Annotated in this window: 20 protein-coding genes; 11 read left to right on the forward strand and 9 right to left on the reverse strand. The window is 63.1% G+C overall.

Annotation, left to right across the window (positions count from 1 at the left end; translation table 11 throughout):
• Positions 1-13: 13 nt before the first annotated feature.
• The gene (gene metH, locus J2X54_RS21390) at positions 14-3,787 is read right to left on the reverse strand and encodes a methionine synthase (RefSeq protein ID WP_404990947.1); all 3,774 of its coding nucleotides are present in this window, start codon (positions 3,785-3,787) and stop codon (positions 14-16) included.
• 192 nt (positions 3,788-3,979) lie between these two features.
• Here metH and J2X54_RS21395 point away from each other — a divergent pair, with 192 nt between their 5' ends.
• Together J2X54_RS21395 and J2X54_RS21400 are read left to right on the forward strand one after the other, a co-directional pair.
• Positions 3,980-4,459, forward strand: coding sequence for a hypothetical protein (locus tag J2X54_RS21395; RefSeq protein ID WP_310183440.1), 480 nt, complete (start codon positions 3,980-3,982; stop codon positions 4,457-4,459).
• A 12-nt stretch (positions 4,460-4,471) separates the two neighbouring features.
• Entirely contained in the window at positions 4,472-5,407 is a 936-nt protein-coding gene (locus J2X54_RS21400; RefSeq protein ID WP_310183442.1) for a DUF2145 domain-containing protein, read from the forward strand.
• On the opposite strand, the gene J2X54_RS21405 is transcribed toward J2X54_RS21400, so the two are convergent.
• From J2X54_RS21405 to def, 3 genes are all read right to left on the reverse strand, one after another.
• Positions 5,404-6,042 carry an NAD(P)H-dependent oxidoreductase gene (locus tag J2X54_RS21405; protein WP_070251877.1) on the reverse strand — a complete coding sequence of 213 codons (639 nt, stop codon included), beginning with the start codon at positions 6,040-6,042 and terminating at the stop codon, positions 5,404-5,406. The genes J2X54_RS21400 and J2X54_RS21405 overlap by 4 nt on opposite strands.
• Positions 6,043-6,136: 94 nt before the next feature.
• The gene (gene fmt / locus J2X54_RS21410) at positions 6,137-7,084 is read right to left on the reverse strand and encodes a methionyl-tRNA formyltransferase (RefSeq protein ID WP_070251878.1); all 948 of its coding nucleotides are present in this window, start codon (positions 7,082-7,084) and stop codon (positions 6,137-6,139) included.
• A 14-nt stretch (positions 7,085-7,098) separates the two neighbouring features.
• Positions 7,099-7,641 carry a peptide deformylase gene (gene def, locus J2X54_RS21415; RefSeq protein ID WP_070251879.1) on the reverse strand — a complete coding sequence of 181 codons (543 nt, stop codon included), beginning with the start codon at positions 7,639-7,641 and terminating at the stop codon, positions 7,099-7,101.
• A gap of 144 nt (positions 7,642-7,785) precedes the next feature.
• Here def and J2X54_RS21420 point away from each other — a divergent pair, with 144 nt between their 5' ends.
• From J2X54_RS21420 to J2X54_RS21440, 5 genes are all read left to right on the forward strand, one after another.
• A complete protein-coding gene (locus tag J2X54_RS21420; protein WP_310183446.1) occupies positions 7,786-8,889 on the forward strand; it encodes a LysM peptidoglycan-binding domain-containing protein in 1,104 nt (367 codons plus the stop codon).
• Positions 8,890-8,897: 8 nt separating this feature from the next.
• Positions 8,898-10,013, forward strand: coding sequence for a DNA-processing protein DprA (gene dprA / locus J2X54_RS21425; protein ID WP_310183448.1), 1,116 nt, complete (start codon positions 8,898-8,900; stop codon positions 10,011-10,013).
• 67 nt (positions 10,014-10,080) lie between these two features.
• The gene (locus J2X54_RS21430) at positions 10,081-10,545 is read left to right on the forward strand and encodes a DUF494 family protein (RefSeq protein ID WP_070249292.1); all 465 of its coding nucleotides are present in this window, start codon (positions 10,081-10,083) and stop codon (positions 10,543-10,545) included.
• Between the two features lie 199 nt (positions 10,546-10,744).
• A complete protein-coding gene (locus J2X54_RS21435; protein ID WP_310183452.1) occupies positions 10,745-13,429 on the forward strand; it encodes a DNA topoisomerase III in 2,685 nt (894 codons plus the stop codon).
• A 68-nt stretch (positions 13,430-13,497) separates the two neighbouring features.
• Positions 13,498-14,004: a hypothetical protein gene (locus J2X54_RS21440; RefSeq protein ID WP_310183454.1), complete on the forward strand. Its 507-nt coding sequence runs from the start codon at positions 13,498-13,500 to the stop codon at positions 14,002-14,004.
• Positions 14,005-14,337: 333 nt separating this feature from the next.
• Here the strand turns inward: J2X54_RS21440 and J2X54_RS21445 are convergent, their stop codons facing one another.
• The 4 genes from J2X54_RS21445 to J2X54_RS21460 form a co-directional block, all read right to left on the reverse strand.
• Entirely contained in the window at positions 14,338-17,901 is a 3,564-nt protein-coding gene (locus J2X54_RS21445; protein ID WP_310183866.1) for a M1 family aminopeptidase, read from the reverse strand.
• A gap of 26 nt (positions 17,902-17,927) precedes the next feature.
• Positions 17,928-18,824, reverse strand: a complete 897-nt coding sequence (locus J2X54_RS21450; protein WP_070249357.1) for an ABC transporter ATP-binding protein — start codon at positions 18,822-18,824, stop codon at positions 17,928-17,930.
• Between the two features lie 170 nt (positions 18,825-18,994).
• Positions 18,995-20,191 (reverse strand): ABC transporter permease, encoded by a 1,197-nt coding sequence (locus tag J2X54_RS21455; RefSeq protein ID WP_310183455.1) that lies wholly within the window; start codon positions 20,189-20,191, stop codon positions 18,995-18,997.
• Between the two features lie 2 nt (positions 20,192-20,193).
• A complete protein-coding gene (locus tag J2X54_RS21460) occupies positions 20,194-20,979 on the reverse strand; it encodes an ATP-binding cassette domain-containing protein (RefSeq protein ID WP_070249296.1) in 786 nt (261 codons plus the stop codon).
• A gap of 168 nt (positions 20,980-21,147) precedes the next feature.
• On the opposite strand from J2X54_RS21460, the gene J2X54_RS21465 reads away from it, so the two are divergent.
• Together J2X54_RS21465 and coq7 are read left to right on the forward strand one after the other, a co-directional pair.
• Positions 21,148-21,555, forward strand: coding sequence for a hypothetical protein (locus J2X54_RS21465; protein WP_310183458.1), 408 nt, complete (start codon positions 21,148-21,150; stop codon positions 21,553-21,555).
• A gap of 40 nt (positions 21,556-21,595) precedes the next feature.
• Entirely contained in the window at positions 21,596-22,237 is a 642-nt protein-coding gene (gene coq7 / locus J2X54_RS21470) for a 2-polyprenyl-3-methyl-6-methoxy-1,4-benzoquinone monooxygenase (protein ID WP_310183460.1), read from the forward strand.
• A 73-nt stretch (positions 22,238-22,310) separates the two neighbouring features.
• Here coq7 and J2X54_RS21475 read toward each other — a convergent pair whose 3' ends face one another.
• Positions 22,311-22,733 (reverse strand): OsmC family protein, encoded by a 423-nt coding sequence (locus J2X54_RS21475; RefSeq protein ID WP_310183462.1) that lies wholly within the window; start codon positions 22,731-22,733, stop codon positions 22,311-22,313.
• Positions 22,734-22,946: 213 nt separating this feature from the next.
• Here J2X54_RS21475 and rplM point away from each other — a divergent pair, with 213 nt between their 5' ends.
• Together rplM and rpsI are read left to right on the forward strand one after the other, a co-directional pair.
• Positions 22,947-23,375 carry a 50S ribosomal protein L13 gene (gene rplM / locus J2X54_RS21480; RefSeq protein WP_019924402.1) on the forward strand — a complete coding sequence of 143 codons (429 nt, stop codon included), beginning with the start codon at positions 22,947-22,949 and terminating at the stop codon, positions 23,373-23,375.
• 9 nt (positions 23,376-23,384) lie between these two features.
• Complete coding sequence (gene rpsI / locus J2X54_RS21485; RefSeq protein WP_019924401.1) at positions 23,385-23,777, forward strand: 30S ribosomal protein S9; 393 nt, start codon at positions 23,385-23,387, stop codon at positions 23,775-23,777.
• The last annotated feature ends 125 nt before the right edge of the window (positions 23,778-23,902 follow it).

Consider the following 23,902-nt stretch of genomic DNA (forward strand, 5'->3'; position numbering starts at 1 on the left):
CGGTTAAATCAACTCAGCTCAAGTTAGGCGCCAGCCAGCGCTCCAGTTCCACCTTGTCCACGCCACGGCGCCTGGCCATGTCGCTGACCTGGTCGTCGCCGATCTTGCCGACCACGAAGTACTTCGATTCCGGGTGCGCAAAGTAGAAGCCGGAAACGGCGGCGCCCGGGTACATCGCGTACGACTCGGTCAGCACCATGCCGATGTCCTCGGCCTGCATGGTATTGAACATCTCGCGCTTGACCGTGTGTTCCGGGTTGGCCGGGTAACCGGGCGCCGGGCGGATGCCCAGGTATTTCTCGGCTATCATTTCCTCGTTGGTCAGCGCTTCATCGGACGCATAGCCCCACAAGTCTTTCCGTACGCGCTCGTGCAGGTATTCAGCAAACGCTTCGGCCAGGCGGTCGGCCAGCGACTTGAGCATGATCGACGAGTAGTCGTCATGGGCATCCTCGAAGCGCTTTTCGTACTTCTCGATGCCCAAACCAGCCGTCACCGCGAACATGCCGATGTAGTCCTTGATGCCTGACTCTTTCGGCGCGATGAAGTCGGACAGGCACTGGTTCGGCCGCTGCACGCCATCGACCACGGGCTTGACGCCTTGCTGGCGCAAGCCGTAATAGGTGAAGTCCACGGTGGCGCGGGTGTCGTCGGTATAGACTTCGATATCGTCGTCGTTGACCGAATTGGCCGGCAGCAGCGAGATCACGCCGTTGGCGGTGAGCCAGCGGCCGTCGATCAGCTTTTTCAGCATGGCCTGGCCTTCCTCGAACACCTTGGTGGCCGCTTCGCCTACCACCTCGTCGGTGAGGATGGCGGGGAACGGGCCGGCCAGGTCCCAGGTCTGGAAGAACGGACCCCAGTCGATATACCTGGCGATCAGCGCCAGGTCGATATTGCGGAACTCGCGGCGGCCGATGAATTTAGGCTTGACCGGCGCGCACGCGCCCTCGAACGACAGCTTCATCTTGTTGGCGCGTGCATCCTTGATCGACAGGATCGGCAGCGCCTTCTTGTTGGCGTGCTGCTCGCGGATGCGCTGGTAGTCGTCGGTGATCTCCTGGATGTACTGCTCGCGGCTCTCGGGCGTGAGCAGCGACTGCGCCACCGATACCGACCGCGAGGCATCGGGCACGTACACCACCGGGCCTTCGTAGTTATGGGCGATTTTCACCGCCGTGTGGGCGCGGCTGGTGGTGGCGCCGCCGATCAGCAGCGGAATTTTCAACATGCGGAAGTGGTCGTCGCGCTGCATCTCCTTGGCCACGTACGCCATCTCTTCGAGCGACGGCGTGATCAGGCCCGAGAGGCCGATGATGTCGGCGTTTTCCAGCTTGGCGCGCGCCAGGATTTCGGAGCAGGGCACCATCACGCCCATGTTCACCACCTCGAAGTTATTACACTGCAGGACCACGGTAACGATGTTCTTGCCGATGTCGTGCACGTCGCCCTTGACGGTGGCCATGACGATCTTGCCCTTCGGTTTGGCGACGATGCCGGTGCGCTTTTCCTCGGCCAGCTTTTCTTCCTCGATGTACGGAATCAGGTGGGCCACCGCCTGCTTCATCACGCGCGCCGATTTCACGACCTGCGGCAGGAACATCTTGCCCTGGCCGAACAGGTCGCCGACGATGTTCATGCCATCCATCAGCGGGCCTTCGATCACGTGGATCGGGCGGCCGTTGGCAGCGAGCACCTGCTGGCGCATCTCTTCGGTATCGTCGGTGATGAACTGGGTGATGCCGTGCACCAGCGCGTGCGCCAGGCGTTTTTCCACCGGCGCGTCGCGCCATTCGAGGTTTTGCGCATCCTGCTTGCCGGCGCCTGCCTTCAGGGTGCCGGCGATATCGATCATGCGCTCGGTGGCGTCGTCGCGGCGGTTGAGCACCACGTCTTCCACCCGTTCGCGCAGCTCGGCCGGCAGGTCGTCATAGACGCCCACCATGCCGGCGTTGACGATGCCCATGGTCATGCCGGCCTTGATGGCGTGGTACAGGAACACGGTGTGGATCGCTTCGCGCGCCGGGTCGTTGCCACGGAACGAGAACGACACGTTGGAGACGCCGCCCGAGATCTTCGCGTGCGGCAGGTTCTCCTTGATCCAGCGCGTGGCGTTGATGAAGTCCACCGCGTAGTTGTTGTGCTCTTCGATGCCGGTGGCAATGGCGAAAATGTTCGGATCGAAAATGATGTCTTCGGGCGGGAAGCCAACGGTGTTGGTCAGCAGTTTGTAGGCGCGCTCGCAGATTTCGATCTTGCGCTCGAAGGTGTCGGCCTGGCCTTTTTCATCGAAGGCCATGACGATGACGGCCGCGCCGTAGGCCAGGCACAATTTGGCCTGGCGGATGAATTCTTGCTCACCTTCCTTCATCGAGATCGAGTTGACGATCGACTTGCCCTGCACGCACTTGAGGCCCGCCTCGATCACCGACCATTTCGACGAGTCGATCATGATCGGCACGCGCGAGATGTCGGGCTCGGAGGCAATCAGGTTCAGAAAGCGCGTCATGGCCGCCAGCGAATCGAGCATCGCTTCGTCCATGTTGATGTCGATGACCTGGGCGCCGTTTTCCACCTGCTGGCGCGCCACGCTCAAGGCTTCGTCGTACTGCTCGTTGAGAATCATGCGCGCGAACGCTTTCGAGCCGGTGACGTTGGTACGCTCGCCGACGTTGACGAACAGCGAGCTCTCGTCGATGGTGAACGGTTCCAGGCCCGACAGGCGCTGGGCGACCGGCACCTGCGGCACCGCGCGCGGTTCGGTCCTGGCCAGGATTTCGCCGATGGCGGCAATGTGGTCGGGCGTGGTGCCGCAGCAGCCGCCGGCGATGTTGACGAAACCGGCTTCGGCGAATTCGCGCAGCAGCGCCGAGGTATCGGCCGGCAGCTCGTCGAAGCCGGTGTCGCTCATCGGGTTGGGCAGGCCGGCGTTGGGGTAGATGCACACAAAAGTATCGGCGATCTGCGACAGCTCCTGGGCGTAAGGTCGCATCAGCGCTGCGCCCAGCGCGCAATTGAGGCCGATGGTGAGCGGGCGCGCGTGTCGCACCGAGTTCCAGAACGCCGGCACGGTCTGGCCGGACAGGATCCGGCCCGAGGCATCGGTCACGGTGCCCGAGATCATCAGCGGCAGGCGTTCCTGGGACGGGTTCTCGTCGTAGAATTTTTCGATGGCGAACAGCGCGGCCTTGCAGTTCAAGGTATCGAAAATGGTTTCGACCAGCAGCACATCGACGCCGCCGGCGACCAGCGCGCGGGTCTGCTCGTGGTAGGCATCGACCAATTGGTCGAACGTGACGTTGCGCGCGGCGGGGTCGTTCACGTCCGGCGAGATCGACGCGGTCTTGGGCGTGGGGCCGAGCGCGCCGGCGACGAAGCGCGGCTTGTCGGCGCTGCTGTACTTGTCGCACGCGGCGCGCGCCAGCCTGGCGGCCTGCAGGTTCATCTCGTAGGCCAGGTGGGCCATGTGATAGTCGTCCTGGGCGATGGTGGTGGCGCCGAAGGTATTGGTTTCGATCAGGTCGGCGCCAGCGGCCAGGTAGCGCTCGTGGATTTCCTGGATGATCTGCGGCTGCGTCAGCGTGAGCAGCTCGTTGTTGCCCTTGACGAACAGCTCGCGCGCGCCGCTGCCGGCCGGCGCGGCGAAGTCGATGAAGCGCCCGGCGGCGCCGCCACGGTAGGCGGTCTCATCGAGCTTGTACTGCTGGATGATGGTGCCCATCGCGCCGTCGAGGATCATGATGCGGCGCGCGAGGATCTCACGCAGCTGGGCATCGGCCTTGGACATGACGGGACGGAACACGTTGTTATTCATTTGGTACTTTCAGAGATGGGGCAGGGACAGCGCGGGTCTAAAATTATACGGCATTGCTGAATAAGCTTCAGCCGACCGCAGCGTTGAAGCAACAATCTCCTGTTTTGCCAATGTTGCTCTTCGCTTATACTCAAGTCTTTGCCATCCCACTCTCCAAGGATACCAATGTCCCATTCTTCCGTATTCCGCCTGGCCGCCGTGGCCGGCGCGCTGGCTTTTGCCGTGGCCGCCGGCACCGCCCGCGCCGAGAGTGTCGCCTCGTCGGCGTCCAGCGCCGGTTCGGCGTCGAGCGGCAGCGTGTCGGACTCGCTGGGCGATTCGAGCAACAGCTCGAGCGGCGACAAGCGCAAGGTGGCGGACGGTAACTACCGGATCCTCGAGATCGGCATCACGCCAGGCGTCAAAGGCGGCGCGGATCGTACCCGCCTGACCCTGCAGCGCGAAGGCGACGGCCAGCAGCGCGTGGTGCTGGACCTGCCGCAGGCGACGTTCAGCCAGCAGAAGCTGGCTGCCGGCGACGCGCTGTATGCGCAGAACCGTGTCTACGGCATCGAGTTCGGTCGCATCGACAACCGCCAGCCGTTCTACCTGGTGCTGGCCGACGAATGGTATGGCGAGCTGGCCTCGCGCCCGGTCACGCTGTAACGCTGTAACGCCTTGAAGCTGTTTGCCACGCTGGCGCTGGCTTGGCTGGCGCTGTTGGCAACTGTTGGCAGTGCCCACGCTGGCAGCCTGTCCGACGGCGCAGGCGTCTCGCGCTTCTGCGACCGCTCGCACGAACTGACCGCCGCCGAACAAAGCCGCCTGCTGCGCTTTGCCGGCGTGCTGCGCGAAGAGTTGCCAGGCCCTGAAGGGGAGGGCCACAGCGTGGCCTTGGTCAGCCGCTCGGGCCTCGACCTCTCGCGCTTCGGCATCCGTTATTCGCACGCGGCGCTGGCCTGGCGCTCCGACGCCGGCGTGTGGGCCGCGCGCCAGCTGTATTACGCCTGCGACGAACGCCGCCCGCGCATCTTCGACCAGGGCCTAGCCGGTTTTGCGATGGGCACCGACGACCCCAATCTAGGCTACCTGAGCATCGTGCGCCTGCCGCCCGAGGCGGTGCTGGCGCTGCGCCCGGCCCTGCTCGACGGCCCGCGCGTGGCCCACCTGCTGGCCGCGCAGTACAGCGCCAATGCCTATGCCTTCGGCACGCGCTACCAGAATTGCAATCAATGGGTGGTGGAGATGCTGGCCGCCGGCTGGGGCGACCTGGCCGACGGTAACGACTTGCGCGCGCGCGCCCAGGACTGGCTGCGCCAGGCGCGCTACACGCCGGCGCCGGTGGTGGTCGGTTCGTGGTGGCTGATGCAGGCCGGGCGTGTGGTGCCGCTGCTGCACCTGGACGACCACCCCGACCACGACCGCGCGGCGCGGCAACTGCTGGTCAGCTTGCCGGCGGCGCTCGAGCGGTTTATCCGCTATCGCTTTCCCGCCAGCGCGCGGGTGGAACTGTGCCACGACGACAAGCAGGTGGTGGTGCGCCACGGCTGGACGCCGATCGCCGACGGCTGTGTACCGGAGGCTGGCGACCGGGTGATTTCGCTAAACGATTAAGCGATTTCGGAGACGACCTGGTTCATCGGGCGACGGACCTTTTTCAGGCCAGCGAGCCAGTCGCCTTCGGCTTCGCGGTAGCCCAGCGGCAGGATCACCACGCTTTTCAGCTTGCGCTCGCCCAGGCCCAGGATCTCGTCCACGGCTTTCGGATCGAAGCCTTCCATCGGGGTGCTGTCGACTTCTTCGAAGGCGGCAGCGACCATGGCCAGGCCCAGCGCGATATATACCTGGCGTGCGGCGGCTTCGGCATTCTGTTCGAGGGTGCGGGAGGCAACGATGCCTTTCAACTGCTTGCGGTAGGCTTCCCAGCCTTCATTGATGAAGCCGCGCTGCTCGTTGGTCATGTCGAACATCATGTCGATCCGTTCTTCGGTGATGTCGTCCCACGCCGCGAACACCAGCAGGTGCGACGCTTCGCTCACGCCTTGCTGGTTCCATGCCACGGCGCGGATCTTGGCGCGCAGGTCGGGGTTTTTCACGACCAGCACTTCGAACGGCTGCAGGCCGGACGAGGTTGGGGCCAGGCGGATCGCCTCTAAAATGCGGTCAAGCTTGTCCTGTTCCAGGACTTTGGCGGGATTGTATTTCTTGGTGGCGTAGCGCCAGTTCAGTTTGGCTATCAGGTCGGACATCGTAGCTCCAGTGGAATGTTGGTTGACCAGTGTAAGCCAACTTGCAAATCCACGTACGAGTCCGCCCGAGGTGACGGGGGCCGAGCGTGAGCTATCAGACGAAAGTCTGGCCTTCGAGCGCAAAGCCCTTGATGAACTCGCCGGCTGGCAGGCGCTTGCCGCCCGGCTTTTGCAGCGTGGTCAGGCGCAGCGCACCGGCGCCGCACGCGACCACGATGCCGTGGGCGTCGGCCGCCAGCACCTGGCCCGGCGTGCCGGCGCCATCGACCACTTCGGCGCCCCACAGCTTGACCACCACGCCGTTCACGGCGCCATGGGCGCCGGGGAACGGGTTGAAGGCGCGGATCTTGCGATCGAGTTCGATCGCCGGCAGGCTGAAATCGAGCGCCGCTTCTTCCTTGCTGATCTTGGCGGCGTAGTTGACGCCTGCCGCGGGCTGAACCACGGCGTCGAGTTCGCCATGTTTCATTTTATGCAGCGCTTCGACAATCATCTTGCCGCCCAGGGCGGCGAGCTTGTCGTGCACCATGCCGGTGGTGTCGTGCGGGCCGATGGCGATTTTTTCCGTCAGCAGCATCGGGCCGGTATCGAGGCCTTCTTCCATCTCCATGATGGTGACGCCAGTCTCGGTGTCACCGGCTTCGATGGCGCGGTGGATCGGCGCGGCGCCACGCCAGCGCGGCAGCAGCGAGCCGTGGATGTTGAGGCAGGGCTTGATGTCGAGCGTGCTGACCGGCAGGATCAGGCCGTAGGCGGCCACCACCATCACCTCGTACGGCGTATTCAGCAGCCGTTCGTGCGCGGCCAGCGCCTGCTCGGCGCGCACCGGATCACGGCTGTCGGTGCGCAGCGACAGCGGCTGCAGCACTTCCATGCCATGCGCCAGCGCATACTGCTTCACCGCCGACGGCTGCAATTGCATGCCGCGGCCGGCGGGGCGGTCGGGCTGGGTGAGCACCAGCGCGATCTCGAAGCCTGCTTCGTGCAGGGCCTGCAGGGCGACGGCGGCAAACTCCGGGGTGCCGGCAAAGACGATCTTCATCTGCGCTTTCTATATTAGTAGCGACGGCCCTGGGCGCGCAGCGCCGCTTCGCGCTCCATGCCGCGTTCTTCCTTTTGCAGCTTGGCCTTGATGCGGTTGCGCTTGAGTGGCGACAGGTATTCGACGAAGACCTTGCCCTTCAGGTGGTCCATCTCGTGCTGGATGCACACGGCCAGCAGGCCATCGGCGTCCACTTCGAACGGCTGGCCCTTGACGTCATAGGCGCGCACCTTGATCTTCGACGGCCGCTCGACGCCGTCGTAGATGCCCGGCACCGACAGGCAGCCTTCGTCGTAGACCTGCTTGTCGTCGCTGGCCCACAGGATTTCCGGGTTGATGTACGCGACCAGCGCGTTTTTCTCTTCGGTGATGTCGATCACGACCACCTGCTCGTGCACGTCCACCTGCGACGCGGCCAGGCCGACGCCGGGCGCGTCGTACATGGTCTCGGCCATGTCGGCCACCAGTTTTTCCAGGCGCTCATCGAAAACCGTGACCGGCTTGGCAACCTTGTGCAGGCGTGGATCGGGGTAACGCAGAATGTTCAGGATGGCCATAGTTTTATCAGGTGCTGTAGTGGTAGTGCAAACGCGCCATCACGCCGCAGGGGCGGGCGCTGTTTTGCTTGCTAGTTCAGGGGTTTGTGGGCAGAATTTGATTCAACACGGGCAACACTTGCTGCCGCATCGATTGGATCGCGAATGAAAAATTTTATCACAGTCGGCCCATGCTTTGCGGCAGCCCTGTTATTTGGCGCAGCCGCACCGGCACTTGCCACCCCTGCCGCCCCTGCCGCCTGCCAGTTCCGTGCCGATGCCCCCGACCGTCACGTGGTCGTGCGCGGCGATACCCTGTGGGATATCGCCGGCAAGTTCCTCCAGCAGCCCTGGTGCTGGCCCACGGTGTGGGACATGAATCGTGATGATATTGCCAACCCGCACTGGATCTACCCGGACCAGGTGATCTGGTTCGACCGCGCCGCCGGCCGCCTGCGGATTGGTGACAACACTGCCGCCGGCAATGCACCCGGAGTAGCCACCGAGCGCCGCTCGCCGGCCGTGCGCAGCTCGGCCGTGGACGCTGCCGCCATCCCCTCGATTGCGCCGGCGGCGATCGAGCCGTTCCTGTCGCAGCCATTGATCATCGAAAACGACGAACTGGCCAGTGCGCCGCGCATCGTCGCCACCGAGGACGGCCACGTGTTCATCGGCCAGGGCGATAAAGCCTATGTGCGCGGCGACCTCGGCGGCGCCACCACGTTCCAGGTGTATCGCCCGGGCAAGCCATTGCAAGATCCGGACAGCGGCCAGGTGCTGGCCCACGAAGCCTATTATTTAGGCACGGTGACGGTGCAGGCCAGGGCCGGTGCGGGCAGCGACGTGCACACGGTGCGCGCCGCCAGTACCAGGGAGGAAATGGGCAAGGGCGACCAGCTGATAGCGTTGGCGCCGGCGCCAGCGCAAAACTACGTGCCGCACGCGCCCGCCACCAGGATCGCTGCGAAAGTGCTGTCCGTGCACGGCGGCGTCACTTACGCCGGGCGCAACCAGATTGTCAGCATTAATCGCGGCAAGCTTGACGGACTCGATATCGGCTCCGTGTTGCGTCTGTATCATGCGGGGAAAACTGTGCGCGACTCGACCGCCCCCACCGGCTGGTTCGGCCGCGAACAGCAGGTCAGGTTGCCCGACGAACAGGTGGGCAGCCTGTTTATCTTCCGCGTGTTCGGCCGCGTATCCTACGGCCTGATCATGCAGGCGACAGCGCCCGTGGTCGTGGGCGACACCGCCACCTCGCCGGAGTAAAACCTGCCGTGCAAGCCACGGAAACCTCCCCACTGCCCACGGCGTCCGCGCTGGCCGCCTGGTTGCGCCTCGAGCAGACCGACGGCGTGGGCCTGATCACGGCCCACGACCTGCTGGCGCGCTTCAGCACGCCCGAAGCGATTTTCCAGGCTGGCGACGATGCGCTGCGCGCCGTCGTCAAGCCGGCCAGGGCGCGCGCCCTGCTGGCGCCGCCGTGCGCCAGCCTGGCCGCGCAGGTTGACGCCGTCCAAGCCTGGCGTGCGCAGCCGGGCAACCTGTTGCTCACCTGGGACCATCCCGATTATCCCGCCTTGCTGCGCCAGATCGCTGCCGCGCCGTTGATGCTGTACGTCAAGGGCAACCCGGCGCTGCTGCACCGGCTGTCGGTCGCCATGGTCGGCTCGCGCAACGCCAGCCTGATGGGCATGCAGAACGCCGAACGCATGGCGCGCGCCTTGTCGGATGCGGGCGTGACCATCGTCTCCGGGCTGGCGCTGGGCATCGACGCCGCCGCCCACGCCGGCGGCCTGGCCGGCGCGGGCGGCACGGTGGCCGTGATCGGCACCGGCGCCGACCGCATTTATCCGGCCAGCAACGAGGCGCTGGCGCGGCGGATTGCCGAACAGGGCTGCATCGTCAGCGAATATGCGCTGGGCACGCCGCCGCTGCGTGACAACTTTCCAAGGCGTAACCGCGTCATCAGCGGCCTGGCGCGCGCGGTGCTGGTGGTGGAGGCGGCGGCCCGGTCCGGTTCGCTGATCACGGCGCGCCTGGCGGCAGCCCAGGACCGCGACGTGTACGCCATGCCCGGCTCGGTGCACGCCACCTTGTCGAAAGGCTGCCACCGGCTGATACGCGACGGCGCCAAGCTGGTGGAGACCGCCGAAGACGTGTTGTCTGAACTGAAAATGGGCGTTGATGCAGTGGCAACAGGGTCGCATTTTGACGACAGTTTTGTCGATCGCGTGCTGCTTGCCATGGGCGACGAGCCGATCCGCGCCGAGACCCTGGCTGCGCACTTGCAGCAACCGGCGGCCGAACTGCAAGGGCAGTTGCTGGCGCTCGAGCTCGCCGGGTTGCTGGAACGGCTGCCGGGCGGCTGGATGCAACGCTTGCGTCGGTGAAATGTGTTGCATATCGTAAATAGGGCGCTACTTGTGCCCAATCTGTTTTAACTGATAGAGTAGAGCCATGTTCGACATCCTAGTTTATCTTTACGAGACGTATTACCGTCCCGATGCCTGCCCGGAACCGGAGGCATTGGCCAAGAAGCTGTCGGCGGTCGGTTTTGACGACGTCGAAATCTCCGAGGCACTGGTCTGGTTGAACGATCTCACGGCCATGGCCGGCGTCGAGCACTCGCTTACTGCCGCTTCCACCGGCATGCGGATTTATGTCGAGGAAGAGCGCGATGTGCTGGGCACCGATGCCATCGGTTTCATCCAGTTCCTCGAATCTGCCAAGGTCCTCACGCCGCTGCAGCGTGAAATCGTTATCGAGCGCGCCTTGTCGCTGGAAGAAGCGCCGGTGTCGCTGGGCCAGCTCAAGGTGATCGTGCTGATGCTGCTGTGGAGCCAGGGCAAGGAACCCGATGCCCTGATGTTCGACGACCTCTTCGGCGCCGACGACGACGCGCCTCCCCGCCTGCTTCATTAAGCAAAACCGCCGCGCCGCCAGCAGTTGAGCCGTCATACCCGCGCAGGCGGGTATCCAATCTCGCGTGCTATCATTTTCGACAACACTGTCACGCCAACCCCTTGCCATCAGCGCCGCAAAAGTGCAGACTGCGGCGCGATCCATGTATGATGCGCATGCTAAACCACCCCAAGTGTTAAAAAACGAGATACCAAATATTATGAGCAAAACCCTCATCATCGCCGAGAAGCCATCTGTCGCGAACGACATCGCGAAGACGCTTGGCGGCTTTACCAAGCACGATGAGTACTTTGAATCCGACGAGTACGTGCTGTCCTCCGCCGTCGGTCACCTGCTGGAAATTGCCGTGCCGGAAGAGTACGACGTCAAGCGCGGCAAGTGGAGCTTCGCCCACCTGCCGATGATTCCGCCGTTCTTCGCACTCAATCCGATCGCCAAGACCGAGTCGCGCCTCAAGGTACTGAACAAGCTGATCAAGCGTAAAGACGTCTCCGCCCTGATCAACGCCTGCGATGCCGGGCGCGAAGGGGAGCTGATTTTCCGCCTGATCGCGCAAAACGCCAAGGCCAAGCAACCGGTCAAGCGCCTGTGGCTGCAATCGATGACGCCGGGCGCGATCCGCGACGGCTTCACCCAGCTGCGCAGCGACGAAGAAATGATGCCGCTGGCCGACGCCGCCCGTTGCCGCTCCGAAGCCGACTGGCTGATCGGTATCAACGGCACCCGCGCCATGACCGCGTTCAACTCGAAAGAGGGCGGTTTCTACCTGACCACCGTGGGCCGGGTGCAAACGCCGACCCTGTCGATCGTGGTCGAGCGCGAAGAAAAGATCAAGAAGTTCGTCGCCCGCGACTACTGGGAAGTGCGCGCCGAGTTCGTGTGCGCCGCCGGTGTGTACGAAGGCCGCTGGCTCGACACCAGGTTCAAGAAGGACGACACCGATCCTGAAAAACGCGCCGAGCGGCTGTGGAGCAAGGCGGCTGCCGATTCGATCGCACTCGCTTGCCGTGGCAAGCAGGGCGTGGTCACCGAAGAAGCCAAGCCGACCACCTCGATGGCGCCGGCGCTGTTCGACCTGACCAGCCTGCAGCGTGAAGCGAACTCGCGCTTCGGTTTCTCGGCCAAGAACACCCTGGGCCTGGCCCAGGCGCTGTACGAAAAGCACAAGGTGCTGACCTACCCGCGTACCGATTCGCGCCACCTGCCCGAAGACTACATGGACACGGTCAAGCAGGCGCTGGAGACGGTGAAGGAAAATTCGAACTACCACCAGTTCGCCAAGCAGATCCTCGACAAGGGCTGGGTCAAGCCGAACAAGCGTATTTTCGACAATACCAAGATCTCGGATCACTTCGCGATAATCCCGACCACCATTGCGCCCAAGAACCTGTCCGAGCCGGAACAGAAGCTCTACGACCTGGTGACGCGCCGCTTCATGGCCGTGTTCTTCCCGGCCGCCGAGTTCCAGGTCACCACCCGTTACACCGAAGTGTCGGGCCACCAGTTCAAGACCGAAGGCAAGGTCATGACCAACCCCGGCTGGCTGGCCGTGTATGGCAAGGAGACCTCGGACGACGAAAAAGGCGACAAGAGCAACGGCAACAAGAACATCGTGCCGGTCGCCAAGGGCGAAAAAGTGTTGACCGACAAGGTCGATGCCAACGGCCTGGTCACCAAGCCGCCAGCGCGCTACACCGAGGCGACCCTGCTGTCGGCCATGGAAGGCGCAGGCAAGCTGGTGGAAGACGACGAGTTGCGCGATGCCATGGCTGGCAAGGGCCTCGGCACCCCAGCGACGCGCGCGGCCACCATCGAAGGTTTGATCAGCGAGAAATACCTGCTGCGCGAAGGCCGCGAACTGATGCCGACCGCCAAGGCGTTCCAGCTGATGACCTTGCTGCGCGGCCTGGGCGTGAACGAGCTGACCGCGCCGGAACTGACCGGCGAGTGGGAATACAAGCTGTCGCAGATGGAAAAGGGCAAGATCTCGCGTGAAGAATTCATGCGCGAAATCGCCCAGATGACGCAAATCATCGTCAAGCGCGCCAAGGAATACGACAACGACACCATTCCGGGCGAGTACGCCACCCTGGTGACGCCGTGCCCGAACTGCAACCACGTGGTCAAGGAAAACTACCGCCGCTTTGCCTGCACCAAGTGCGAGTTCTCGATGAGCAAAACGCCGGGCAGCCGCCAGTTCGAGATCCCGGAAGTGGAACAATTGCTGCGCGACCGCACCATCGGCCCGCTGCAAGGCTTCCGCTCGAAGATGGGCCGGCCGTTTGCCGCCATCCTGCGCATCGTCCGTGACGAAGAGATCAAGAACTTCAAGCTCGAGTTCGACTTTGGCCAGAACGACGATTCTGAAGATGCGGAACCGGTCGATTTCACCGGCCAACCGGTGCTCGGACCTTGCCCGAAGTGCAATGGCGGCGTGTACGAAATGGGCCTGGCCTATGTGTGCGAGCAGACCGTTGCCAAGCCCAAGGGTTGCGATTTCCGTAGCGGGCGCATCATCCTGCAACAGGAAATCCTGCCCGAGCAAATGGCCAAGCTGCTCAACGACGGCAAGACCGATTTGCTGCCAGGTTTTGTATCGCAGCGCACGCGGCGTCCGTTCAAGGCTTTCCTGGTCAAAGGCAAGGACGGCAAGATCAGCTTCGAGTTCGAGGAACGCAAAGCCAAGGCGCCCGCCAAAGGTAAAGCGGCTGCCAAGGCCGAGCCGGAAACCGACGGCGGCGCCGATGCAGCAGCGGTAGCGCCGAAAAAGGCGGCTGCCAAGAAGGCGCCGGCCAAGAAAGCCACCGCCACCAAGGCTGCGGCAGCTAAAAAGCCGGCGGCCAAAAAAGCTCCGGCCAAGAAGGCTGCTGCTGCGGCCGAGTAATTGGCTAACTGACTGGTAAGCCAAGAGGGACGCTGCGGCGTCCCTTTTTTCTTGAATAGTGGAAACTGATGGTCTATATTGGCAAGACCATGGCCATTTCCTCGATTTCCGCTGTCACCGCTGCGCCGCCGTCGTATGCGCAGCCTTCTGTTGCGCGCGATGCGGCGGGGGCGGCGCTGTCGGTGGAAGCGGTCGACCTTTCTGCGGAGTCGGCCGTGGTGGCCACGCTCGGCGGGGGCAGCGGTGGTGGCGCGGCCATATATTCCGCCGCCGGGCTGCTGGGCGCCCTGGAGCAGGCCGGTGTCAGCCAGGAAACCATCGCGGTGCCCAAGCCCGGCAGCAATGCCGCTACCGCGCAGACCGCGCAACAGGCGCTGGACCAGGGCATATTGTCCGCTTATTCTGCTGCCGGCAGCACCTCGGGCGTGTACACCGCAGGTGGCGGCAACGGCCTGTCCGACCAGGCGTCTAGCAACTGGGCCGACATCCTGAAATCCGATCCTTCCTATGCCAGCACCGTCGTCGGCAGCTCGTTCGACTCGGGCATTATCAGCACCATCAGCGTTACCGCCTGAGCGCATTGCTTGTCCCACTTCGTGTCCCACTTCGGGGTCAGTGCCGACATTTAGACACGAGCCCAACAGTTATAAGGCTGAGTTCGTGTCCGAATGTCGGCACTGACCCTAATGCCTAAGGCTGAGTTCGTGTCCGAATGTCGGCACTGACCCTAATGCCGTTAAGTTAAGCTCAGCGTACCCGTCGTACCCGCGAAGGCGGGTACCCAGGTTCTACGAAATTCGTCGAAATGCACGCCAAATTGGGTCCCCGCCTGCGCGGGGACGACGTTTCGATGCTAAAAAAATTAAAACTTCAGCTTAACTTAACGGCATTAGGCACTGACCCCGAAGTTATTCGATGTTGATCATGTTGTCGTCGGGTTTGCGGTCGATCAGTTTGTTGTCGGGATCGATGCCGGCTTTGGCGGGGCGGGCGTTGACGATCACCGTGTAGCGGTTCTCTTTTTGAGAGATCAGCTTGCGCTCGCGCAGCAGCGCCGCGCCATTGTCGTCGTCCACGCCGATGTCGATGTAGTCTTTTAACGGCACGTCGCGTTCCACGCCCTGGTCGTTCGAGCGCGACTTGGCGGCGCTGACGACCAGGTTCACTTCGTAGCGGCCGTCGGCCAGCTTGCGGGCGGTGCTCGAGACGGCGCGGTTTTCGTACAGGACGATGTGGTTGAACAGGTCGTCGATCAGGTAGGCCTGGTCGGGCGAGACGATCTTGCGCAGCGCGTCGATCAGTACCGTCACGCCCGGGTACGGGCCGCTGCCGCCTGTCGTTGCGTGTTCGGCCAGCAGCTGCTTGAGCGTGGCGCTGATCTTGTCTTCGCCCACGATATCCTGCAACTGGTACATCGCCAGGCTGCCCTTGCGGTAGTGGATGTAGTCCTGGTTTTCATTGTCGGCCAGCGGCATTTCTTTTTTGCGCTCCAACGCGCGGCCCAGCAGGTACTGCTCCAAATCGAAATGCAGGAAACGCCGCATCTTCGCTTCGCCGTAGGCGTGCTTCATCACCATCAGCGCCGAATACTCGGCCAGGGTTTCGGACAGCACGCTGGCGCCGCGCACGTTGCCACCCACCAGCTGGTGACCCCACCACTGGTGCGCCACTTCGTGCGCGGTGACATAGAACGGGTAGTCGATATCCTTCGGATTGCTGTCGTTGACGCGGGCGATGAAGCCCAGCGATTCCGAATAGGCAATCGTGTTCGGATACGCCTGCGCATACGTGGCATAGCGCGGGAATTCGACGATGCGCACCACCTTGTGCTGGTAAGGACCGAAGTGATGCGTGTAGTAGTCGAGCGACTGCTTGATGCCGCGGTTCATGCGCTCGAGGTTGTATTCGTGTCCCGGATGATAGTAAATCTCGATGCCGACGTCCTGCCACCAGTCGCGCTTGACCAGGTAGCGCGCCGACTGGAAGGCGTAGAAGTTGAGCATCGGCTGCGCCACCCGGTAGTGGTAATAGCGGCGCCCCTGCGCGCTCCATTCTTTCAGCAGGGTGCCCGGCGCCACGGCCACCTGGCTGTCGCTGGTGCTGACCACGGCGTCAAACGTGATGGCGTCGGCGTCGTTGGCGGCGAAGTTGTTGGCCAGGCCAGCGGTGTCGTCGCGCGCCAGCATCCGTTCGCGCGGCCCCAGGCCGTGCTTGCGGCGGTCGCGCGCGTCGGCCAGTTCGTTCGCTGGCTGGTAGCCGATGTGCGGCAGCACGCCGTTGTTGAAGAAGGTGCCGTTGCCCACCACCGGCGTGTCCTGGCCCATGCCGAGGATGCCGCGCGGGATGAACTCGACATCGAACTCGAGCGCCAGGCGCGCGCCCGGCGCCAGCGGCGTGGCCAGCTTGTAGCTGTAAAAGCCCAGGCCCGCATCCTGCACGCCGGGCCGCACCGCCTGGCTGAAACGCGCACGCCAGCCGGTGGCGGTGGGATCCTGGTGGATGATGATGTCGGCCACCGGCTGCGCGGTCTTGTTCTGCAGGATATAGCGGCCATGCACGACCAGGCTGCGTGTTTCCGGCGTGATGGCGACGCCCAGCTTGACGTCGGTGATGCGCGGCTGCGGCACCACCGCGTATTGCTGATAGCGGCGCTCGTAGTCGGCGCGATCGACATCTTTTTGCCAGGCCGACTGGTAACGATTGAGTACGTGGGTGTTATAGAACAGCACTGCGCCAGCGCCGGCGAACACCAGCGTGCCCACTGCCAGTGTACCGAGCACCGGCAGGCTCAGGCGGCGGCGCGCCAGTTGCAGGCGCTGGCGCCAGCCGTCGTTGGTGCCGCGCGCCCAGAACAGCACCGCCAGCACCATCAGCACGATGGCCGCGCCGGCCCAGTAAGCCTCGAACCAGCGCTCGCGCGGCAGGTAGTGGCCGTAGCCATTCATGGCCGAATAGCTGAAGCGCGGCATTTCGCCGTACAGCAGCAGCGGGTCGCCGATGCCCAGCGACGACATGGTCACCACTGCGACGTAGTACGCGATCATGGCGAAGTACGCCAGGTAGCGCTGGTTGATCAGCACTTGCAGCGCAATCGCCAGCACGGCGCCCAGCGCGTAGCCGGGCAGCTGCAGCAGGAACAGGTGGTACAGGTACAGGCCCGGTTCCAGCACGAAGTATCCCTTGCCGATCTGGATCGCCATGCCGGTCAACATCACCACGACCATCAGCAGCGCCTGCAGGCCCACCAGCGCGAACAGCTTGGAGAGCAGCGGCAGCCAGCCTGGCACCGGCAGCGCGTCGAGCATTTGCCCCATGTGCGCTTCGCGTTCGCGCCAGACCAGTTCGCCCGCGTAGAACGTGGTGATCACCATCATGAACAGCGCAAAGGTTTCCGACACCGACTCTAGCACCAGGTAAGTCGCGGGGTAGGTGCTGGTGCCGTACAGCGGCGCCATTTCCAGTGCGCTGGCCAGCATCATCAGCACGCCGGCGAGCACCAGCACCAGGAAATAGATGTTCTTGACGGTTTCGCGCAGGTTCAGCCAGCTCATGCGCACCAGCAGCAGGCCCAGGCTGCGCGAGGCGAAGTCGGGCGGCTCGGCGGTATTGGTGGCGGCAGCGGTGAGCACGCGTGGTGCTTCCGCGCTGCCCTGGCGGCCGCTGTCGCTGGTGGCGATGAAGTGGAAGCGCCAGTAACCGAGCAGCAAACCTGCCAGCGCAAACGACGACCACAACGCGCGGTTGACCAGGTACACGCCCTCGGGCCAGAACATGCGCGTGTTGCGCTCGACGATGGGCCAGTATTCGGTCAGGCGGATCACTGCCGTGGTGCCGAACGGATCGATCAGCGCGGCCAGGGTTTTGAAGTCGAGGTCGCGCGCCAGGCTGGGGGCGATGATGTAGCCGATCAGCATGACCACGCTGCTGATATACACCGGCAGCATGCGCCGGGTCAGTGCGGCCAGCATGAAGAAGACGGCGCCGAAGATGAAGATGTTTGGCAGGATCACGACCAGGTACGGGACCAGGTAGCCGAGCGCGCCAGGCTGGCCGAGCCGCTCGGGGTCGATGCCGGGCAGCAGGCTGCCGAGCCAGGTGCCGAGGATGATGCTGGTGAAAATCACGGCCAGGGTGAGGTAGGCGCCGAGAAAGCGGCCGAACATGTACTGGTATTTCTTGATGGGCGCGCTGAAGAAAAAGTGCTGCATGTCGTGCTCGAAGTCCTGCTGCACCGAGCGCCCCATCATGGCCGCGATCACGATCACCCCCAGCGAGCCGAGCGCGCTGACGGTAAACATCAGCGAGCGCGGCGAGTTGATCGCGCTGGCGCCGAAGGCAATGCTCGAGCCCTTGAAGTAGCCGCCGGCAGTGGCCATCCACAGCAGGGTGAGCGCCAGGAAGCCGCCGAAGTACACCCAGGTGGAGAGCAGCTTGAGGCGCTGGCGCGCTTCGAACCGGGCAATGGCAAACATGGTCGGCATGGTGGACATGGTAAAGCTCAGGCGTCGCAGCTGGCGTCGGCGCGGTGGCGCCCGGCGATGGTGGCGAAGTATACGTCTTCCAGGTCGCCCAGCGCTTCCTCGAAGCCGTCGCCGGGATCGGTCTCGCTGTACACGTGGATCAGCGTGCGGCCCGACAGCAGGCGCGAGGAAATCACCGGGTGGCGGATCTGGAACGACGGCAGGTCGCGCTTGTCGATGAAGCGGGCCCAGATCTTGTCGCTCACATCGTGGATCAGTTCCTGGGTGGGGCCGCACAGCAGCAGGTGGCCCTGGTTGATGATGGCCATGTTGGCGCACAGGTCCGCCACGTCGCTGACGATGTGGGTGGACAGGATGACGGTCTTGTCGTCGCCGATGTCGGACAGCAGGTTGTGGAAGCGTACCCGCTCCTGCGGATCGAGTCCGGCCGTCGGTTCATCGACGATGATCAGCTTGGGGTCGCCCAGCAGCGCCTGGGCGATGCCGAAGCGCTGGCGCATGCCGCCCGAAAAACCGCCGAGGCGCTGGTGCCGTACTTCGAACAGGTTGGTTTGCTGCAGCAGGCCATCGACCACCTCGCGCCGGCGGTTGCGGTTGGACAGGCCTTTGAGCAGGGCGAAATGGTCGAGCATTTCGTACGCAGTCACTTTCGGATACAGGCCGAAGTCCTGCGGCAGGTAGCCGAGCACGCGGCGCACCGCGTCTTTTTCGTCGAGCACGTCGATGTCGTCGAGGAAGACCGAACCGGCATCGCATTCCTGCAAGGTGGCCAGGGTGCGCATCAGCGTCGATTTGCCGGCGCCGTTGGGGCCGAGCAAGCCGAACATCCCGGCCGGGATGGTGAGCGAAATATTGTCCAGTGCCACCACGCCATTGGCGTAGGTCTTGGACAAGTTGCTGATGCGTAATTCCATATTGATTCCCCGATTCTGCCGGCGCAGGCCCTGTTTCTGCAAGGCCATACACTTTTCACATGATGGCATTGTATTGAATTTGTTCCATACTTGGGGGCCGCTTGCGACAGGCAGCCGAAACCGCCAGCCAGATTGCGCAAACGACGCCCCGGAACGGGGCTTCTCGAGGTTTAACTTCTGAACAGCACCTGCTCGCGGTTGAACCACCAGCGGCACAGGCCCAGCAGCAGCCCGGCAGTAATGGTGGACGACAGCATGATGGCCGACAACATGCGATATTCCATGGTGCCCTTGACCAGTTCCTTCATGGCCAGCGCCACGTTGGTCAGCGGCACCATGGCCCAGCCCCAGTTCATTTCCACGCCGGGCAGCAGTGCCACCATGGTGGGCAGGATGATGACGATGATCAGCGGCGAAATCATGCCGGCCGCCTCCTTGTAGCTCTTGGCGTAGATCGAAATGGCCAGCAGGATCGAGGCGAAGATGGCTGCCGTGGGCACCAGCATCAGCGCCAGCAGCGCCAGGTCGAGCAGGTTGATCGAGCGCACCACCTGGGCCAGGTCACCGCTGAACAGGTGGCCGCCAAAGGCCAGCACCGCGCCCAGGCTGGCGATCATCAAGAGCGCCGAGGTCAGTCCCACCGTAAACAGCATCAGGAACTTGGCCAGCACGATGGCCGTGCGCGACACTGGCGCAAGCAGCAATGTTTCCAGCGTGCCCCGTTCCTTCTCGCCGGCGCCGGTGTCGATCGCTGGGTACATCGCCGCCAGCAGGCACACCATCAGCAGCAGGTACGGTACCATGCCGCCCACCACCGCGCCCATTTGCTCGCGCTTGTTGGCGGTGGAGCGGTCGAGCAGGGCGACCGGATCGAGCACGTAGCGCTGCTGCGGCGCCGAGAGCCCCATGTCGGCCAGCGCCTGCTGGCGCAAGGCGTTGTTTTCCAGTGCCAGTACCGCCATCACGCGCTTGCGCGTGACGTCCACGGTGGCGGCACTGTTGTAATGAAGTTCGATCAGGGTTTGCTCGCGGCGCGCCAGCGTATCCCGCGCCGCTGGCGGTATCACCAGCGCGAACTTGATGCGGTCGTCCGCGATGGCGGCGCGGATGTCGGCCGGATTGGCCAGCGCCACGCGCTTGAAGCTCGGCTCGGCGGCGAAGCGCTGCGCCAGCGCCGGCGCGTGCTCCTGGCCGAACAGCGCATACGCCATCTCGGCCTCGCGCGCCTGCTTGAACATCGACGACGACAGCATGCCGAAGGCGGCAAAGATCAGCGGCATGGCAAACACCGGGATGACGATGGTAAAAATAAAAGTTTTGCGGTCGCGGATCAGCTCCAGCAATTCTTTCAGGTAGATGGTCCACATAGTTAAGCTCCGCGATGAATGACGCCAACGAAGGCGTCGTACAGGTCGGCGCTGCCGCCCAGGTGGCGCAACTGGTCCACGGTGCCGTGGAAGGCGGTGGCGCCGTGGTTGACGATGCACACGCGGTCGCACACTTTTTCCACCTCGTGCAGGTGGTGGGTGGAAAAGATCAGCGGCACCCTCAGCGCCTTGTAGCTGGCGATAAAGTCGAGCAGGATCTTGGCCGACATCACGTCGAGGCCCGTGGTGGGTTCGTCGAGGATGACGATTTGCGGCTCGTGCACCACGGTGCGGGCAATCGCGCATTTCTGCTTCATGCCGGTGGAGAGCTGGTCGGCGCGCTTGTTGCCGTACTCGTTCATGCCCAGCAGCGCGAACAATTCGTCGCAGCGGCGTTTCAGGTGGTCGGGCCGCATGCCGTGCAGCTTGCCGAAGTATTCGACATTTTCGCGCGCGGTCAGGCGGCCGTACAGGCCGGTGCTGCCGGACAGGAAGCCGATGCGCTGGCGCGCCACCAGCGGGTCGCGCAGCAGATCGACGCCATGGGCGTGGATGCTGCCGGCGTCGGGTGTCAAGGCGGTGGACAGCAGGCGCAAGGTGGTGGTCTTGCCGGCGCCGTTGGGACCGAGCAGGCCCAGCACTTCGCCGGGCGCACAGCTGAAACTGACATCGCGCACCGCGTGGAACCAGCCGTCCTGTTCGCGCACGTCGCGCGCTGTGGTGTCGCTGGTGGATGCAGCGCGCTTGGGCAAGCGGAAACGCTTCGCCAGGCCTTTCACCTCGATCATCAACTTGTCCTTTTTTTAAAATGTTCTCAAGAGTAACATGCGTGACATGCAAAAAACCTCGGAATTAGCCACACCTTGTTGGCTGCGAGCCCACAAATCGAATCCGACGCTTGCTATAGTGATTGCAAAAGCGAGGCGCTCATGTTGACTCCCGAAATAAAAGACAAAATGTTGGCGGTAATGCAGGCCGGCGTGGACCGCACCGAAGCGACGGGCTTTTTCCGTACCGCGCTGGGATTGTTCTACCTGTCGAGCCTGATGACCAAGGACACCCTGGATTTCAAGCAGATCGACCGCGACTACAACCGCTTTATTTACCACGCGCTCGGCAAGGGCCACACCATCACCAGCATCCTGCAATACATGAGCGGGGCCAAGGTGGTGCCGGTGGTGGAATCGAAACGCTTTCTCAAGTCATTCGGCCAGCTGTGCACCGAGGTGCCGGTCGAGAGCATTCCGTTTTTGCTGGGACTGAACCTGGGCGTGGCCAAGGACATCTCGAAAATCGACGTGCGCGGCCCGGTGGCAGACTACATCGAGCGCCAGCGGCAACTGCGCGAAGAGGCCGAATCGTAACTGCCGTCTTATAATGCTGCTTTGACCAAGCGAGTTGACCATGGCCGCCCATTTTCACACCCCCCTCGACAGATTGATTACCGGCGCCGACAAGGCTCTGCGCGTGATTGCCGGCGTGGCTACGGCGTCGCGCCCGACCCCGGGCCAGTTCGCGCCCGACGCCGACCTCAGCGAGCAGGAACGCCGCCACGCGGCCGGCCTGATGCGCGTCAACCACGTGGGCGAAGTGTGCGCGCAGGCGCTCTACAATTCGCAGTCACGGTTTGCCCGCACCGCGCAGATCCGCCAGCAATTCGAACATTCGAGCCGCGAAGAAGAAGACCACCTGGCCTGGACCGCGCAGCGCCTGGGCGAACTGGGCTCGCACACCAGCGTGCTCAATCCGCTGTTCTACGCCGGTTCGTACGCGCTGGGCACGGTGGCGGCCTTGCTGGGCGACGCGAAAAGCCTGGGATTTGTGGTGGAAACCGAGCGCCAGGTGGAAGCCCACCTGCAAAGCCACCTGGAAAAACTGCCGCCGCAAGACGTCAAGTCGCGCGCCATCGTGGACCAGATGCGGCTCGACGAAATCGAGCACGGCGCGGCAGCGCAGGCGCTGGGCGCGGCAGAGATGCCGGCGCCGGTGAAAGCGGTGATGACCGTGATGGGTAGCGTCATGACCAATACCGCGTATTACGTTTAAAAAGCCGACCACAACCCGAAACCGATGGGGTCGGACCCTGTACAGGGTCCGACCCCAGTGTCTGCACTGCGGGTTAAATCTCGATGATTTCGAAGGAGTGGGTGATCTCGGCAGTCTTGCCGATCATGATGGACGCCGAGCAGTACTTGTCATGCGACAGCGCGATCGCCCGTTCCACCGCCTCCGGCTTCAGGCCCTTGCCAGTCACCGTGAAGTGGAAATTGATCTTGGTGAACACCTTCGGGTCGGTCTCGGCGCGGTCGGCCTTGAGCGTGCATTCGCAGCCACGGATGTCGGCGCGGCCTTTTTTCAGGATCAGCACCACGTCATAAGCGGTGCAGCCACCGGTACCGAGCAACACCATTTCCATCGGCCGTGGCGCCAGGTTGTTGCCGCCGCCCTCGGGCGCGCCGTCCATGTTGACCAGGTGGCCAGAACCGGTCTGGGCCAGGAAACTCATGCCCGACGGGCCATTCCAGCTGACTTTGCATTCCATCGCATTCTCCAAGTGTGTTTTCCATATTGTAATGGGCTGCGCAACGCCTGTGTTTTCAGGGCTTGAAGGCTACACGGTGCTTGACGCGGCCGGTCATCGCCGCTTATACTAGCCGGCTTTCCGTTCGCTCAGGAAAGACAATAAGAAGGCCGAGTCCGCTGAAACCATGGCGGAACCACCATTTGAGCGTGTTTTAATATTTAGGAAGTCAACATGAAAACTTTTTCCGCTAAGGGCCACGAAGTCCAGCGCGATTGGTTCGTGATTGACGCGACGGACAAAGTCCTCGGACGTGTTGCCAGCGAAGTGGCACTCCGACTGCGCGGCAAACACAAGCCAGAATTTACTCCTCACGTCGATACCGGCGATTACATCGTCATCATCAACGCAGGCAAACTGCGCGTGACCGGCACCAAGGCAACCGAGAAGACGTACTACCGTCACTCCGGTTACCCAGGTGGCATCTACGAGACCAACTTCCTGAAAATGCAACAGCGTTTCCCAGGCCGTGCTCTGGAAAAAGCCGTCAAAGGCATGCTGCCAAAAGGCCCACTGGGCTACGCCATGATCAAGAAGCTGAAAGTGTACGCCGAAGGTTCGCACCCGCACGCTGCCCAGCAACCTAAAGCACTCGAAATCTAAGGAACTGACATGATCGGTAACTACAATTACGGCACCGGCCGTCGCAAGAGTGCAGTAGCTCGTGTGTTCATCAAAGTTGGCACTGGCCAAATCATCGTTAACGGCAAGCCAGCTGCTGAGTACTTCTCGCGCGAAACCGGCCTGATGGTTATTCGTCAACCACTGGAACTGACCGGCAACGTCGAGCGTTTTGACATCAAAGTCAACGTGCACGGCGGCGGCGAGTCCGGCCAGGCAGGTGCTGTGCGTCACGGCATCACCCGCGCCCTGATCGACTACGATGCAGCGCTGAAACCGGATCTGGCCAAAGCCGGCTTCGTGACCCGCGATGCACGTGAAGTTGAACGTAAAAAAGTTGGTCTGCGCAAAGCACGTCGCGCAAAGCAATTCTCGAAGCGTTAATTTTCGCTTCCGGCATGCGGGCTTGCCTGCATGCTGTACAAAAAGCCGCCGGCCTTGTGTCGGGCGGCTTTTTTGCTATCTGGCAGGCGTAATACGCCTGTCGTACATGCCTGATAAAATGGCAC

Source organism: Duganella sp. 3397, from assembly GCF_031456625.1.
GTDB lineage: Bacteria > Pseudomonadota > Gammaproteobacteria > Burkholderiales > Burkholderiaceae_D > Rugamonas > Rugamonas phyllosphaerae.

Bases quoted from the DNA above. Each gene is read 5' to 3' on its own strand.
- metH (WP_404990947.1), bottom strand. From the start codon at position 3,787: ATGTCCAAGGCCGATGCCCAGCTGCGTGAGATCCTCGCGCGCCGCATC.
- J2X54_RS21395 (WP_310183440.1), top strand. From the start codon at position 3,980: ATGTCCCATTCTTCCGTATTCCGCCTGGCCGCCGTGGCCGGCGCGCTG.
- J2X54_RS21405 (WP_070251877.1), bottom strand. From the start codon at position 6,042: ATGTCCGACCTGATAGCCAAACTGAACTGGCGCTACGCCACCAAGAAA.
- fmt (WP_070251878.1), bottom strand. From the start codon at position 7,084: ATGAAGATCGTCTTTGCCGGCACCCCGGAGTTTGCCGCCGTCGCCCTG.
- def (WP_070251879.1), bottom strand. From the start codon at position 7,641: ATGGCCATCCTGAACATTCTGCGTTACCCCGATCCACGCCTGCACAAG.
- J2X54_RS21420 (WP_310183446.1), top strand. From the start codon at position 7,786: ATGAAAAATTTTATCACAGTCGGCCCATGCTTTGCGGCAGCCCTGTTA.
- J2X54_RS21430 (WP_070249292.1), top strand. From the start codon at position 10,081: ATGTTCGACATCCTAGTTTATCTTTACGAGACGTATTACCGTCCCGAT.
- J2X54_RS21435 (WP_310183452.1), top strand. From the start codon at position 10,745: ATGAGCAAAACCCTCATCATCGCCGAGAAGCCATCTGTCGCGAACGAC.
- J2X54_RS21440 (WP_310183454.1), top strand. From the start codon at position 13,498: ATGGTCTATATTGGCAAGACCATGGCCATTTCCTCGATTTCCGCTGTC.
- J2X54_RS21445 (WP_310183866.1), bottom strand. From the start codon at position 17,901: ATGTTTGCCATTGCCCGGTTCGAAGCGCGCCAGCGCCTCAAGCTGCTC.
- J2X54_RS21450 (WP_070249357.1), bottom strand. From the start codon at position 18,824: ATGGAATTACGCATCAGCAACTTGTCCAAGACCTACGCCAATGGCGTG.
- J2X54_RS21455 (WP_310183455.1), bottom strand. From the start codon at position 20,191: ATGTGGACCATCTACCTGAAAGAATTGCTGGAGCTGATCCGCGACCGC.
- J2X54_RS21460 (WP_070249296.1), bottom strand. From the start codon at position 20,979: ATGATCGAGGTGAAAGGCCTGGCGAAGCGTTTCCGCTTGCCCAAGCGC.
- J2X54_RS21465 (WP_310183458.1), top strand. From the start codon at position 21,148: ATGTTGGCGGTAATGCAGGCCGGCGTGGACCGCACCGAAGCGACGGGC.
- coq7 (WP_310183460.1), top strand. From the start codon at position 21,596: ATGGCCGCCCATTTTCACACCCCCCTCGACAGATTGATTACCGGCGCC.
- J2X54_RS21475 (WP_310183462.1), bottom strand. From the start codon at position 22,733: ATGGAATGCAAAGTCAGCTGGAATGGCCCGTCGGGCATGAGTTTCCTG.
- rplM (WP_019924402.1), top strand. From the start codon at position 22,947: ATGAAAACTTTTTCCGCTAAGGGCCACGAAGTCCAGCGCGATTGGTTC.
- rpsI (WP_019924401.1), top strand. From the start codon at position 23,385: ATGATCGGTAACTACAATTACGGCACCGGCCGTCGCAAGAGTGCAGTA.